This is a genomic window from Rhizobium sp. BK196 (genome assembly GCF_014193255.1).
GTDB lineage: Bacteria > Pseudomonadota > Alphaproteobacteria > Rhizobiales > Rhizobiaceae > Rhizobium.
On sequence record NZ_JACHZB010000003.1, the window covers coordinates 340,896 to 354,824 of the forward strand.

Annotated in this window: 11 protein-coding genes; 7 read left to right on the top strand and 4 right to left on the bottom strand. The window is 59.9% G+C overall.

From position 1 onward, the window contains the following. Positions 1–126 precede the first annotated feature (126 nt). The 3 genes from rnd to FHT78_RS12835 all read left to right on the top strand — a co-directional run bounded on the left by rnd (position 127) and on the right by FHT78_RS12835 (position 3,877). Positions 127–1,278 (top strand): ribonuclease D, encoded by a 1,152-nt coding sequence (gene rnd, locus FHT78_RS12825; RefSeq protein ID WP_183744134.1) that lies wholly within the window; start codon positions 127–129, stop codon positions 1,276–1,278. 72 nt (positions 1,279–1,350) lie between these two features. Further along, positions 1,351–2,412, top strand: a complete 1,062-nt coding sequence (locus tag FHT78_RS12830; RefSeq protein WP_183744137.1) for an adenylate/guanylate cyclase domain-containing protein — start codon at positions 1,351–1,353, stop codon at positions 2,410–2,412. 109 nt (positions 2,413–2,521) lie between these two features. Further along, on the top strand, positions 2,522–3,877 hold the full coding sequence (locus FHT78_RS12835) for an esterase-like activity of phytase family protein (RefSeq protein WP_183744140.1): 1,356 nt from the start codon (positions 2,522–2,524) through the stop codon (positions 3,875–3,877). A 71-nt stretch (positions 3,878–3,948) separates the two neighbouring features. On the opposite strand, the gene ppx is transcribed toward FHT78_RS12835, so the two are convergent. From ppx to FHT78_RS12855, 4 genes are all read right to left on the bottom strand, one after another. After that, entirely contained in the window at positions 3,949–5,469 is a 1,521-nt protein-coding gene (gene ppx / locus FHT78_RS12840; RefSeq protein ID WP_183744143.1) for an exopolyphosphatase, read from the bottom strand. Positions 5,470–5,479: 10 nt separating this feature from the next. Next, complete coding sequence (locus FHT78_RS12845; protein WP_183744146.1) at positions 5,480–7,684, bottom strand: RNA degradosome polyphosphate kinase; 2,205 nt, start codon at positions 7,682–7,684, stop codon at positions 5,480–5,482. 64 nt (positions 7,685–7,748) lie between these two features. Continuing rightward, positions 7,749–8,462, bottom strand: coding sequence for a DnaA regulatory inactivator HdaA (hdaA, locus tag FHT78_RS12850; protein ID WP_183744149.1), 714 nt, complete (start codon positions 8,460–8,462; stop codon positions 7,749–7,751). Further along, complete coding sequence (locus FHT78_RS12855) at positions 8,455–9,579, bottom strand: AI-2E family transporter (RefSeq protein ID WP_183744152.1); 1,125 nt, start codon at positions 9,577–9,579, stop codon at positions 8,455–8,457. The genes hdaA and FHT78_RS12855 overlap by 8 nt, the downstream gene beginning before the upstream one ends. Before the next feature lie 245 nt (positions 9,580–9,824). Between FHT78_RS12855 and purM the strand changes: the two genes are divergently transcribed. The 4 genes from purM (at position 9,825) to FHT78_RS12875 (ending at position 13,895) form a co-directional block, all read left to right on the top strand. Continuing rightward, the gene (purM, locus tag FHT78_RS12860) at positions 9,825–10,898 is read left to right on the top strand and encodes a phosphoribosylformylglycinamidine cyclo-ligase (RefSeq protein WP_183744155.1); all 1,074 of its coding nucleotides are present in this window, start codon (positions 9,825–9,827) and stop codon (positions 10,896–10,898) included. Continuing rightward, positions 10,895–11,560 carry a phosphoribosylglycinamide formyltransferase gene (gene purN, locus FHT78_RS12865; protein ID WP_183744158.1) on the top strand — a complete coding sequence of 222 codons (666 nt, stop codon included), beginning with the start codon at positions 10,895–10,897 and terminating at the stop codon, positions 11,558–11,560. Before purM ends, purN begins: the two co-directional genes overlap by 4 nt. 411 nt (positions 11,561–11,971) lie before the next feature. Continuing rightward, the gene (locus tag FHT78_RS12870; RefSeq protein WP_183745331.1) at positions 11,972–12,592 is read left to right on the top strand and encodes a PadR family transcriptional regulator; all 621 of its coding nucleotides are present in this window, start codon (positions 11,972–11,974) and stop codon (positions 12,590–12,592) included. A 4-nt stretch (positions 12,593–12,596) separates the two neighbouring features. Further along, a complete protein-coding gene (locus tag FHT78_RS12875) occupies positions 12,597–13,895 on the top strand; it encodes an NAD(P)/FAD-dependent oxidoreductase (RefSeq protein ID WP_183744161.1) in 1,299 nt (432 codons plus the stop codon). The last annotated feature ends 34 nt before the right edge of the window (positions 13,896–13,929 follow it).

Here is a 13,929-nt window from a genome sequence, read left to right on the forward strand (position 1 = left end):
CAGAAAATATCGCCTATATCCCGGCGAATAAGACTTCGCGAAGGTGAAGCCCGCTCCCCGTATTGACATATCTCTTCGAAAGGGGAAGGAAGGTTCAACTGACCTCTTCCTTGTGAATGAATTGATATGATCGAAACCACCGCCGATCTGGCGGCCGCCTGCAAAGAGCTGGCCAAGTCCGATTTCATTACCATCGATACCGAATTTCTGCGTGAGACGACATTCTGGCCTGAACTGTGCCTGATCCAGATGGCGAGCCCGACGGTCGAGGTGCTGGTCGATCCTCTGGCGAAAGGCATCGATCTTTCGCCCTTCTTCGAGTTGATGGCCAATCCAAACGTGCTGAAGGTATTTCATGCGGCGCGGCAGGATATTGAAATCATTTTCAATCGTGGCAACCTGATCCCTCACCCTATCTTTGATACACAGGTCGCCGCCATGGTCTGCGGCTTTGGCGACAGTGTTTCCTACGACCAGCTCATCAGCCGCACCAAGAATGTTCATATCGACAAGTCCTCGCGCTTTACTGACTGGAGCCGACGGCCGCTGTCCGACAAGCAGCTTGAATATGCGCTGGCCGACGTCACGCATCTGCGCGACGCCTATCTCTACCTGAAGGCCGAACTGGAGCGCGAAGGCCGCGCTTCCTGGCTGCGCGAGGAAATGGACATTCTGGAATCGCGCGAGACTTACGATATCCATCCCGATGACGCCTGGCAGCGGCTGAAGCTGCGCCTGCGCAAGCCGCAGGAACTGGCCATTCTGAAATATGTCGCCGCCTGGCGCGAGCGCGAGGCGCGGTCGCGTAACGTGCCGCGGTCGCGCGTGCTGAAGGACGACGCGATCTACGAAATCGCGCAGCAGCAGCCGAAGGACGCCGAAGCTCTCGGCCGCCTGCGCACGATTCCGAAGGGCTGGGAGCGCTCGGCCACGGGGGCCGCGGTGCTCGAAGCGGTCAATACTGCGCTTGCGCTGCCACGCTCCGAAATGCCGCATGTGCCGCGCCAGGCGCAGCCGCCGGAAGGTGCGGCAGCAGCCGTCGAGCTTCTGAAGGTGTTGCTCAAGCTGATTTCCGAAAAGCACGGCGTGGCGCCCAAGGTGATCGCCAATAGCGACGACCTGGACAGGATAGCGGCTGAGGGCGAAACGGCCGATGTCGCGGCCATGCATGGCTGGCGGCGCGATCTTTTCGGCGAGCCGGCGCTGCAGCTCATCCGCGGCGAGATCGCCTTGCGCTTCGCCGGCCGCAAGGTCGAGACAGTCGTTCTACCTGAGTAAATTCAAAATCGCTTGACCACCGCCAAACGCAGGAAACAATAGCCGAATGAAGTGCTTCGGCGAAAGGGCGGCATGAGAGAGATATCCCCGACGCAGAACTGGATCCTGATTGCGCTCGTCCTGGCACTCAGCGGCGTGGTCTACGACCTATACTTCTTTGCCGGCCAAACGCCGGTCATCGGCGCGATCTTCGCGCTCTTCATTGGCATGCCGATCCTCGCCTTCGAGCGGAAGGTATTTCTGCGCAGCCTCTACCGGCGCATTCAGAAACTACCAACCCTGCTCTTTATCATCTCCGAGCTCGTCATCTACGAAATCCTGATGAGCATCGGCTTTGCGGCAGCCGGCTTCCTCCTCGCGCTGCTGGGCGCTCTGACGCCACCGAAGATGATCGACGTGCTGATCATGCCGTTCGACGTCTTTCTCTATGCACTCGCGGTCTGCGCTACGTTGATCTTCCTGCTCAGGGTGCGCGAACTGCTGGGGCGCGAAGTTTTCATCAGCATGCTGATCAGCCGCTATCGAAACCCGATCAAAGAAGAGCGGGTCTTTCTGTTCATCGATCTCGCCGAATCTACCGCCTTTGCCGAAAAGCATGGTGACCTGCGTGCACAGCAGCTTCTGAGTTCGCTGTTTGCCGCCTTCGCAGAGCCGGTACGGCGTCACAAGGGCCTGATCAACGACTATGTCGGCGATGCGGCGATCATCACATGGCCTCTGGCGCGCGGCGTCAAAGATGCGCGCTGCGTACGCTGCCTCTTCGATATCCTCGCCGATATCGACGCCAATGCCGCGAGCTGGAAGAAAAGCTACGGCCATGTGCCGAAGCTCAGGGCCGCCCTTCACGGAGGCAGCGTCATTACGGCCGAGGTCGGCGTAGACCATCACAAGATCAGCTTCTTCGGCGATACGGTGAACACTACCTCGCGGCTGGAGTCGCTCTGCCGGACACTCAACCGGCCGGTGCTGATGTCCGCCGAGCTTGCCCAGCGCATCACGCTGCCGGAGGAGATTATCGGCGAAAATCTTGGCAATCACGCCGTGCGCGGCCGTGGCCAGGGGCTCGATGTCATCGCACTTTCTTCACGCGCCGTGACTGTCCTCAATCAACCAGCGACTCTCAGGCGCGGTTGAAACGAGGCTTTATCCACCCGTCACCAAAGCTTCACCCAATCGTCAATGTGCCGACATGAATGCCCTGCTAAGCGGATGGCGCTTTTGCACTCCGTTCTATGGGGACATCATGAAGAACGTTCTTTTCGCTTCCGTATCCATTTTCATGCTCGTCGCAGGCTCCGTCTCCGCCGACCAGCAGCTCTTCCCGGCGAAGCTCGCCGGCCAGGCCATTCTGCCTGCCAACACGTTGACCCCGGCTCCGGCCGATGCGCCGGCTTTTCTCAAGACCTCGGGCAAGTTCACGACCCCTGACCGCAAGCGCACTGAGCAGCTCGGCACCATCGACGGCAAGGATGGCGCCCGCGTCACCGACCTTAAGCTGCCGCTCGACGGCCAGCCGATCCAGGGTTTTTCCGGCATCAAGACCATGCCCGACGGCACCTTCTGGACGCTCTCCGACAACGGCTTCGGCTCGAAGTTCACCTCGTCCGACTCCATGCTGTTCCTGCATCAGCTGAAGTTCGACTGGAACGCCAACAAGGTTGACGTCGTCAGGAACCTCTTCCTGTCCGACCCGAACAAGATCGCTCCGTTCCCGATCGTTACGGAAGCCTCCGACACCCGTTATCTCACCGGCGCCGACTTCGACATCGAATCCGTGCAGCCGGTTGCCGACGGCTTCTGGCTCGGCGACGAATTCGGTCCTTACCTCCTGAAAATCGACACCGAAGGCCGCCTGACGGACGTCATCCCGACGACACTCGACGGCAAGCCGGTCCTGTCCCCTGACAACCCGCTGATCCAGCTGCCAGCCAACCCTGCCGCCAAGATGCCGGCCTTCAATCTGAAGCGCTCCGGCGGCTTCGAGGGCCTCGCCATGTCGAAGGACGGCTCAAAGCTCTACGGGCTGCTGGAAGGCGCGATCTACAATGATGGTCAGATAGAAACGGTTGACGGCCACACCGCCATCCGCGTCATCGAATTCGACGTCGCTTCCAAGAAGTGGACCGGCCGCAGCTGGCTCTATCCGTTCGAAGACAAGGGCGCTTCGATTGGCGACTTCAACATGCTTGACGAGACCACCGCTCTCGTCATCGAGCGCGACAATGGCGCCGGCACGAAGGACAAGGCTTGCGCCGACCCCAAGCAGCCGAAGCGGGACTGCTTCGAAGCTCCGGCCGAGCTGAAGCGCGTTTACAAGATCGAGTTCAACGATGCCAACGTCGGCAAGGCTGTCCGCAAGATCGGCTATATCGATCTTCTGAACATCCAGGATCCTGATAACAAGAAGAAAGCCGGCGATATCCCCGGCGTCTACAACATGCCCTTCGTGACGATCGAAAACGTCGACCGCGTCGACGCGACCCACATCATCGTCGGCAATGACAACAACCTGCCTTTCTCGGCCGGCCGTGCTGTCGACAAGGCCGACAATAACGAGTTCAGCATCCTCGAAGTCGGCGAGTTCCTGAACGCGAAGTAATTCGGGCTTGGTGTGAGATCGAGAGGGCGGTGCGAGAGCGCCGCCCTTGTTGTTTGATCCTATTGAGTCGTCTATTCGAAGCGGAATGCCAACCGCTTGTTCGTAAGCCGCGACAATTGCTGGAGGCGGCCATCCAGCCGCTCGCCGGCGAAGTCGTGATATTCGTGCGGCACGACGAATTCCAGATCGAGATCGGGGGACGCGGACTTGCGGAAAGTCAGGTTGCGCACGATCCCCGGCATGGAGGCCGAGAACAGGTAGACGACGCGCAGTATGCCGCCGAGCAGCTTGGCGCGATCGACGAATTGCGGACCGGCGATCGAAGAGAGCGGCGCCGTGGAGCCGTCGTCGTGCAGGCCTTCGAAGCGGTAGTAATTGGTCAGGGCAATGAAGGCACGGCCGGGGTGGCTGATGCCGACGAAGGACGAGTGAGCAATGACGTTCAGCGCCTGGGCACCGCGATAGTCGGGATGGGCGCGCCAACTGATATCGGCCAGCAGGCAGGCTGCCTGACGATAACGGCTTTCCTCGTCGGTTTCCTGAATGCCGAAGAAGGGCATCATTCGGCCGGTCCAATCGGCCAACTCGCGCGCGTGTTCCGGCGAACGGGCTCGCAGGATGGCAAGTTCGCCAGCAGCGGCAAGCAGCGGGTCCGACCGGCGCTCGGATTCAGACAGCAGCGAGTAGAGATAACCTTCGCGCACACCCTGGGCGGAAAAAGAAATCACTGAAGGCTTCATGGCGTTCAGCACTTCCTTCATGGCGATAGCACCAAAGGGCAGCAGAGAACGACGGTGCTTGGATACCGCCTGCAGAGCCGGCTCTTTGGAATCCTTGGCCGTAACGACCTGATCGAGGAACTGCATCATGCCTTCGAGAGACACCTCGTAACCCTGCATCATGTGCAGTGGATAACGGGTGATCTCCATGTGCAGCTTGGCAATGTTTCGCCAGGTGCCGCCGACGGCGTAGAAGGTGCGCCCCTGCCCCCTGGAGAGAAGCTTGGCGGTCTTGACCTGCTTGCGGGCAAAGGCACGCGCTTTGGCGAGCGAGCCGCCAGCATATTCGGAGAGACGCAGACCGCCGAGCGGCAGGGTAATACCGCCACTGACATCCTTGCCCCTGATATCGATCAGTTCCAGAGAACCACCGCCAAGATCGCCGGCGATGCCATCAGGATTGTAAAAGCCGCTGATGATGCCGAGCGATGCGAAGCGCGCCTCTTCCTCGCCCGAGAGTATGCGGACATGGCGCTGCAGGATCGTCTCGGCCTGATGGATGAAATCGGGGCCGTTGCTTGCCTCACGCGCGGCCGCCGTCGCCAGCACATACATGGTGGCGGCGCGCGCCTGATCGGAGAGCGCCTTGAAGCGATGAAGGGCCTGAAGCGCGCGTGCGACGCTTTCCTCATCCATCTTGCCGGTCAGGGCTATGCCCTTGCCGAGGCCGCAGAGAACCTTTTCGTTGAAGAGGATGGTGGGCGAACGCGACAAGCCTTCGTAGACGACCAGACGGATGGAATTCGATCCGATATCGACAACGGAGACCGGGGCGATACCCGGAAGTCGCCCCTGGGCTTCAGATTCAACCATTAGGTCCAGTTTACTTGTTGTTCCGGCCGGCAAGCAGACCGGCGATCAGCTTCGGCGCACTCGATTTCAGAGCTTCACCGCGGCCCGACAGGCTGGGATTGGTCATGAAATAATGCTGCGCATTAAACGGTTCCTCGCCCTTACGCACTTCCATGCGCCGTGACGTACCATCGGGCAATATCTCGTAGCTTTGTTGATTGTCAATCACGTTGCCGAGCATAATCTGTGACAAAACCTGCTCGTGAACGGTCGGATTTGTCAGCGGAACGAGCGTTTCGACGCGGCGATCGAGGTTTCTCGGCATCATGTCGGCCGAGCCGATATAGACAAGGGCCTTGTCGGACGGCAAGCCATAACCATTGCCGAAGCAGAAGATGCGGCTGTGTTCGAGGAAACGGCCGACGATCGATTTGACGCGGATATTATCGGACAGGCCCGGCACCTGCGGACGCAGGCAGCAGATGCCACGCACGACGAGATCGATCTCGACGCCGGCACGGCTCGCCGTATAGAGCGCGTCGATGATGTCGGGGTCGACCAGCGAGTTCATCTTCATCCAGATCGCCGCCGGGCGGCCTGCGCGGGCATGCTCGATCTCTTCGTTGATGTGGCGAAGGATGCGGGGGCGCAGTGTGTACGGCGAAACGGCAAGCTGCATCCCTTCTTCCGGCTCACCGTAACCTGTGATGAAGTTGAAGATGTTCGCCATGTCGTGGGCGATCACAGGGTTGCAGGTGAAGAAGGACAGGTCCGTATAGATCTTCGCTGTGATCGGATGGTAGTTGCCGGTGCCGAGATGGCAGTAGGTGCGCAGCTTGCCTTCCTCACGACGGACGACGAGCGACATCTTGGCGTGGGTCTTGAGCTCGATGAAACCGAAGACGACCTGCACGCCGGCGCGTTCCAGATCGCGCGCCCAGCGGATATTGGCTTCTTCGTCGAAGCGGGCCTTGAGCTCGACCAGCGCCGTCACCGACTTGCCGGCCTCGGCGGCATCGACCAGAGCACGTACGATCGGGCTGTCGTTCGATGTACGGTAGAGCGTCTGCTTTATCGCCAGAACATCAGGATCGTGCGCAGCCTGGAGAAGGAACTGCACCACCACGTCGAAAGACTCGTAAGGGTGGTGGACCACCATGTCCTTTTCTCTGATGGCGGCGAAGCAATCACCGGCGTGTTCACGGACACGTTCCGGAAATCGCGCATTGTAGGGCGGAAAGCGCAGGTCGTCGCGCGGCGCCTTGGTAATTTCGGAGAGCGTGTTGAGCGCCAGAAGGCCTGGCAAAACCGCAACGCGATTGTCCGGAATGCTGAGTGCCTGGACCACAAATTGGCGCAGCGAAACCGGCATTTCGGAATCCGTCTCGATACGGATAACCTTGCCGCGGCGCCGCCGCTTCAGCGCGGTTTCGAAGAAGCGCACGAGATCCTCGGCCTCTTCCTCGACTTCGATATCGCTGTCTCTGATGACACGGAAGGTGCCTGAACCCTGCACCTCGTAGCCGGGATAAAGCCGGTGAATGAAGATGTTGGCGACGTCTTCCAGAGTGATGTAACGGATCGTATTGCGGTCGTCAGGCAGGCGAATGAAGCGGTCGAGCGCCGGCGGCAGGCGCAGCAAGGCCGTCATCGGCTCGCGGCCATTGCGGCTAACGAGCTGCAGGCCAATGGAGAAACCGAGGTTCGGAATGAACGGGAACGGATGGGCAGGATCGATGGACAGCGGCGTCAGCACAGGGAAGATCGCCTGCTCGAACTCGTTTGCCAGCCATTGGCGATCGGCATCGCTCAGCGCACCCGGACGCACGATCAGGATGTCTTCCTTGGCGAGGTACTGCTGCAGGACGGCAAGCGACGCCTGCTGTTCCATCTGCAGATGATCGATCTCGCTCAGGATCGAATCGAGCTGTTCGGCGGGTGTGCGGCCATCCGGGCTCTTGATCACGATGCTTTGGCGCACCTGGCCTTCGAGGCCGGCGACACGCACCATGAAGAATTCGTCGAGGTTGGCAGCCGAGATCGACAGGAAGCGCACGCGCTCCAAGAGCGGATGCTCGGTGTTCAGCGTCTCCTCAAGGACACGGCGATTGAATTGCAGCCAGGAGAATTCACGGTTTATGAAACGCTCAGGGCTCGACAGCAGCTGCTCCAGCGGCGGCAGATCGACATTGTTGTCCGGGGTGGCTTCCTGATGTTCCTGATAAGCACTATCCATGGTCCACTCACCCTGCTTTTACCCGCTCGGCGAATATATCAGTTTCACGACGGAACTGTGACAGTCAATCGCCCGAGCCGGAATTGCCCAATTCATTCAATACTTCGGCGGCAAGCGAACGGGTAATCCCTGTACTTCTGGAAAGCGCCAGCCGATCGAGCCTTTCGACAATCGTCTGGGCGGCGCTCAGCGACCGTTCCATGCGATTAACGATATAAAGGACGAGTTTGTCATCTATATAAAGCTGCCGGTCGGCAAAGAGCTTGACGATGACCTGCGACAGCAATCCCTCATCGGGTTCGCCGATCTCGACGATCGTCGCGGCCTTCAGGCGCGAACGCAGATCAGGGAGCGTGACCGGCCAGGACATGGGCCAGAGACGGCTCGTCATCAGCAGGCTGGTGCCATTTTCCCGCACGCTGTTGATGACATGAAAGAGCTTGACGTCATCGAAGCCCGCGCGGTCCACATCTTCAAAAAGGACGGGACCATTCGCAGCCGTAATCGCAGCATCGGAACCGGCGAGGGGATGGATGACCTTCGCTCCGCTCAATTCCTTCCAGATGCCCGCGAGATGCGATTTGCCGGATCCAACGGGACCGGCAAGGATGACGACCGGCGACGGCCAGCTCGGCCAGGCATCGACGATCGAAACGGCAGCGGCCAGCCGCTCCGAGACCAGGAGGTCATCGCGCCCGGTCGCGGCGTCATGCGAAAAGGCCAGGGGAAGCTGTTCTCCGGCCTTGCGCTTCGGATCAGCGTTCTTCACGTCATTCATCGGAAACAGATTTCGTCTTCCCGGCCCGGCCGCCCGGCGACCCGCCATAGTAGAGATCGCTCTGAAGGTAGCGCGAAAGCGCGAAGCGGACAAGGACGCCGACCGCAGCAGCGGCCGGCACCGCGATCAGCAGACCGACGAAACCAAAGAGTGCGCCGAAGGCAAAGAGCGCGAACATCAGCCAGACGGGATGCAGGCCGACGCTGGAGCCAACGAGCTTCGGCTGCAGGATGTTGCCTTCGAGAAACTGGCCGCTGAAGAAGACGGCAAGAACAGTGACGATCCATATATAATCGGGCCAGAACTGGACGATCGCCACACCGATTGCAAGCACAAGCCCGACCATCGAGCCGACATAGGGGATGAAGCTGATCATGCCGGCGAAAAGCCCGATGAGCAGGCCGAAATTCAGGCCTACGATCGAGAGGCCAACAGCATAATAAATGCCGAGGATGAGGCAAAGCGAACCCTGCCCTCTGATAAAGCCGGCAATTGCCTGATCCATCTCTCTGGCAATCTGGCGGACGTCGTCCACGTAATCGCGCGGCACCCACTGATCGACCTTGGCAACCATGCGGTCCCAGTCGAGCAGAATATAGAAGGCGACAACCGGGGTGATGACGAGCAGCGAGATGACGTCGACAATCGCCTTGCCGGAGTTCCAGATCTGGGCAAAGAGCCCCGTCAGGAAACCCATGCCTTCCGACAGGATGCTGGAGAAATTACTCTTGATGGTGCCGAGCTGGCTTTTGATCCAGCCAGGCAGCACGGAATCCTGGTAGTCGGCGATGAATTGCTGCAGCAGGGTAATATAGCCCGGCACGCGCTGGGCAAAATCGTTGAACTGGTTGATGAGAACTGGGATCAGGATCACCAGCGCCAGGGCGAAGACGATGACGAAGGCCACCAGGATGACGATGGTCGCCATCAGGCGGCTCAAGCCCAGCCGCTCCAGCCTGTCGGCCACCGGATCGAGAAAATAGGCGATCGTCATGCCGGCAATGAAGGGCAGCAGGATTGAACTGAAGATGTAAAGGAAAGCGACGAAGACGAGCAGAACCGTCGCCCAGAAGATGACCTGGCGCTTCAAAATCGTTCCGCTGACCTGTTGTAGCATCGCTTCCCCGCTGATCGCTCGCCCCTGCCCACGCCGCTTTAGAACGACCCTGGCCGCTCCAGCACATAGGATGGAGGCGCAAAGATGGTCAACCCAGTTGCACCGAATCCGGAAAGCGCACAGGGATTAGCTGGAAAATGGGGGCTTTTCCCTTGCAACGCTTGCATAAAGCGCACTCTCATGCAATTGCGACCGGCATGTGACGCGGTCCCTTGTCCGCAGCTTTAAATCCTCCGGAGATCAGCATGAGCCAGTCTGGAAAAAACGGCCTGACCTATAGCGATGCAGGCGTCGACATCGATGCCGGTAACCTGATGGTGGAGAAGATCAAGCCGGTCGTGCGCTCGACGCGCCGTCCGGGTGCCGACGGCGAGATCGGCGGCTTCGGCGGCCTCTTCGATCTCAAGGCCGCCGGCTTCACGGATCCCGTGCTCGTCGCCGCCAATGATGGCGTCGGCACCAAGCTGAAGATCGCGATCGATGCCGACTATCATGACACCGTTGGCATCGACCTCGTCGCCATGTGCGTCAACGACCTGGTGGTCCAGGGCGCAGAGCCCCTGTTCTTCCTCGACTATTTCGCGACCGGCAAGCTCGATCCGGATCAGGGTGCAGCGATCGTCGGCGGTATCGCTGCAGGCTGCCGCGAGGCGGGTTGCGCGCTGATCGGCGGTGAAACCGCGGAAATGCCAGGCATGTATTCCTCTGGCGATTACGATCTCGCCGGTTTTGCGGTGGGTGCAGCCGAACGTGGCAAGCTGCTGCCATCGGGCGATATTGCCGAAGGCGATGTCATTCTCGGCCTCTCCTCGTCCGGCGTCCACTCCAACGGCTTCTCGTTGGTGCGCAAGATCGTCTCGCTTTCCGGCCTCGACTGGGATGCGCCGGCACCCTTTGCCGAGGGCAAGAAGCTCGGCGAGGCGCTGCTGACGCCAACACGTATCTATGTGAAACCGCTTCTGAAGGCGATCCGCGAGACGAGCGCGCTGAAGGCGCTCGCCCATATCACCGGCGGCGGTTTCCCTGAAAATATTCCGCGGGTACTGCCCAAGCATCTCGCCGCCGAGATCGATCTTGCCGCCGTCGAGGCGCCAGCCGTTTTCTCGTGGCTTGCCAAGACGGGCGGCGTCGAAGCCAAGGAAATGCTGCGCACCTTCAACTGCGGCATCGGCATGATTGTCGTCGTCGCCGAGGAGAATGTCGCAGCAGTCTCCCAAGCGCTTGAAGCCGAAGGTGAGAAGGTCGTGACGCTCGGCCGCATGGTCGCCCGCGCCGAGGGCGATGCCGGCGTTATCTACAAGGGCACGCTTGCTCTATGAATTCGCCGCGTAAACGCACTGTCGTCTTCATTTCCGGCGGCGGCTCCAACATGATGGCGTTGGTGCAGGCGGCAAAGGCTGAGGATTATCCGGCCGAGATCGTCGGCGTGATTTCCGACAAGGCCGATGCAGGCGGGCTTGCCAAGGCGGCGGCCGAGGGCATTCCGACTTTCGCGTTCGTGCGCAAAGACTATGTCAGCAAGGACGCTCACGAGGCGGCGATCCTTGCCGCGCTTGATGAGCTTTCGCCTGATATTATCTGCCTTGCGGGCTATATGCGGCTGCTCTCGGGCGCCTTCATCCAGCGCCATGAAGGCCGGATCCTCAACATCCACCCTTCCCTGCTGCCGCTCTTTCCAGGGCTGCACACGCATCAGCGGGCGATCGACGCCGGCATGCGGATCGCCGGCTGCACGGTTCATTTCGTCACCGAAGGCATGGATGAAGGCCCTGTTATCGGCCAGGCCGCCGTGCCTGTGCTTTCAGGCGACACCGCCGATGCGCTGGCAGGACGTGTGCTGGCCATCGAGCACCAGCTTTATCCGCAAGCTCTCCGTCTCTTTGCGGAAGGCAAGGTGAAGATGGAAGGCGGTAAAGCGGTCGGGGCGACAGCTTCCGCCACCGCCCCGAAATCCCAGCTTATTTCGTTGATCGGCGACTGAAGCAATTCCAGCAAAAGCGCTAAGCGGTTTTGCGTCCGCAATTGCGTGAAAACCCGTAGCCAGGGCAGTTCCGTCGTTCGAAGAGAAACGGAAGTGCTCTGCCTTCAGCCACAAGGGTCTGAAGCGGATGCAGCGTGCATGGCTATAGACGAACTGGCCGCCGCCGCAGGTGGCGCGGATTCGATGCACATCGCCCGGCAGAACGGACGGCGTTCGACGTGGCCATCGCTCCGGCAGCGGGAGACGCTCCCCACCATTTCCGACAACCTAGCCGTTCTCAATCCGCACAGAACCTTCGCCCATCTGCCTCGCCGACAGATTTGTGGTCACCGATCCTGCCCAGTATTTGCGTCGGAGCCGGAGGCGGCCATCGTATTGACTAGTTATAATCTTACTAGTAATAATATGACTATGACATCGATCAAACGCTCTCCAATCGCTCTCGCCGTCCTTGCAATGCTCATGGAAGAGCCGCTGCACCCTTACCGAATGCAGCAGCTCATCAAGGAGCGGGGCAAGGACGAGGTGATCAATGTCACGCAGAGGGCGAGCCTTTATCAGACGATCCAGCGGCTTGAACGCGAGGCTTTGATCACCCCACGGAAAACAATCCGGGATGACAAGCGTCCCGAGCGGACGGTGTACGAGATAACCAGGAAAGGCCGCGACGTCGCGCTGGACTGGATGCGGGCCATATTGTCGACCCCAACGCGGGAATATCCGGAATTCCCCGCAGCCATATCGTTTCTTCCGCTGCTTTCGCCTGATGATGTGGCAAGCCAGCTTGAGCTCAGAGCAAAAGCCATGGAGGCGGAGCTTCGCCGGATCGACGAGACTCTGCACGAAGCGCAGGCCGTCCCAAGGCTCTTCCTGCTCGAGATGGAATATCTCCGAGCGCTTCACGCAACCGAATTGTCCTGGGTCACCAGCGTTGTCGCGAACCTGCGCGCCCAGCGCATCACCTGGACGGAAGAGTGGCTGAGGCAGATCGCCACCCAATTCACCATCGAACCTAAACTCGACCAGGACTAGAACCATGAAGGTTTTGATTATCGGCGCCGGGACTGGCGGTCTGGCGCTCGCTCATCTGCTCAAGGGGGCCGGCATCAGCGTTGCGGTGTATGAGCGCGACCGCGCGCCGAACGCCGACATCGGCGGGTATCGCGTCGGAATCAGCCCAGCTGGAAGCCGCGCGCTGAAAGCCTGTGTCCCCGACGAACTCTACGACCTCTATGTCGCCACCTGCGCCAGGTCACCGCGCTATTTCAACATGCTGACCGAACAGCTTGGCGAAGTGCTGAGCTTCGATATCGAAGATGCAGGCCCGAATGCTCTGGATGGCGAACGGAACGTCATTCGAAAGACGCTGAGGCGGGTTCTGCTCAGGGGACTTGAAGCAGAGGTATTCTTCGAGAAGACGTTTCAAGCCTACACAAATAACGCCGACGGATCAGTCACTGCTCGTTTTCAGGATGGAAGCCTCGCGACAGGTGATGTCCTTGTGGGGGCGGACGGCACGAGTTCGACTTTGCGTAAGCAACGTCTGCCGGAAGCGCGCCTCGAAGACACGGGGATCGTGTCGCTCGGGGGTAAAATTCCCATGACGGCCGAAACGAAGGCTCTGCTGTCGGACAAAATGTTCAAGGGCATGTCGCTGATTATGGCGCCGATGGGCTTTGGCGCCATCATTCACTCGCTCGAGTTCGCCCATAGCAGAAACGACCCTGGCTTTGCTGCCCGTTGGCCGGATTTCGTCGAAGCCCTCGACGAAGATAGTATCGGCTGGGGCATATGGGGCGCTCGGCAGAACTTCCCGCAGGATCCCGCCGGCCTGAGCGGCGAACAATTGCGAGAGCTTGGCTTGGAGATCGCTTGGGACTGGCATCCGCACTTGCGGACGATCATCCGTATGACGGAACCCGCGACGATCCATGATGTGAAGATGAGGACCTCGGTACCGCTGAGGCCCTGGACGAGTTCAAATGTCACCCTGGTCGGCGACGCCGTCCACACGATGACACCCGGGCGAGGCGCAGGTGCCAATACGGCGCTTCGCGATGCCGCTCTGCTTGGACGCATGCTGATCGAAGCTGACCAGGGACGAAAGTCGCTCCTCGAAGCCATACGAGCCTACGAGATCGAGATGCTTCGCTATAGTACCGAAGCTGTCCGAGAATCGAAAAAGCAGATGGATGCCGGCGATCTGGCTCATCGGCCGATTATCGGCAGGCTTCAGCTCGGTGTCGCGCGTGGCGTCATGCGCACCGTCAACGCAATACCTGCGCTTAGGCGGCGCACCTTTCGGCAAATGATGCGCGTTCGCGGGGAAAACTGACCTTGTCGCGGATCATCTCGATCCGCCCCATCGA

Bases quoted from the DNA above. Each gene is read 5' to 3' on its own strand.
- FHT78_RS12855 (WP_183744152.1), bottom strand. From the start codon at position 9,579: ATGCTACAACAGGTCAGCGGAACGATTTTGAAGCGCCAGGTCATCTTC.
- hdaA (WP_183744149.1), bottom strand. From the start codon at position 8,462: ATGAATGACGTGAAGAACGCTGATCCGAAGCGCAAGGCCGGAGAACAG.
- purN (WP_183744158.1), top strand. From the start codon at position 10,895: ATGAATTCGCCGCGTAAACGCACTGTCGTCTTCATTTCCGGCGGCGGC.
- FHT78_RS12870 (WP_183745331.1), top strand. From the start codon at position 11,972: ATGACATCGATCAAACGCTCTCCAATCGCTCTCGCCGTCCTTGCAATG.
- FHT78_RS12845 (WP_183744146.1), bottom strand. From the start codon at position 7,684: ATGGATAGTGCTTATCAGGAACATCAGGAAGCCACCCCGGACAACAAT.
- purM (WP_183744155.1), top strand. From the start codon at position 9,825: ATGAGCCAGTCTGGAAAAAACGGCCTGACCTATAGCGATGCAGGCGTC.
- rnd (WP_183744134.1), top strand. From the start codon at position 127: ATGATCGAAACCACCGCCGATCTGGCGGCCGCCTGCAAAGAGCTGGCC.
- FHT78_RS12830 (WP_183744137.1), top strand. From the start codon at position 1,351: ATGAGAGAGATATCCCCGACGCAGAACTGGATCCTGATTGCGCTCGTC.
- FHT78_RS12835 (WP_183744140.1), top strand. From the start codon at position 2,522: ATGAAGAACGTTCTTTTCGCTTCCGTATCCATTTTCATGCTCGTCGCA.
- ppx (WP_183744143.1), bottom strand. From the start codon at position 5,469: ATGGTTGAATCTGAAGCCCAGGGGCGACTTCCGGGTATCGCCCCGGTC.
- FHT78_RS12875 (WP_183744161.1), top strand. From the start codon at position 12,597: ATGAAGGTTTTGATTATCGGCGCCGGGACTGGCGGTCTGGCGCTCGCT.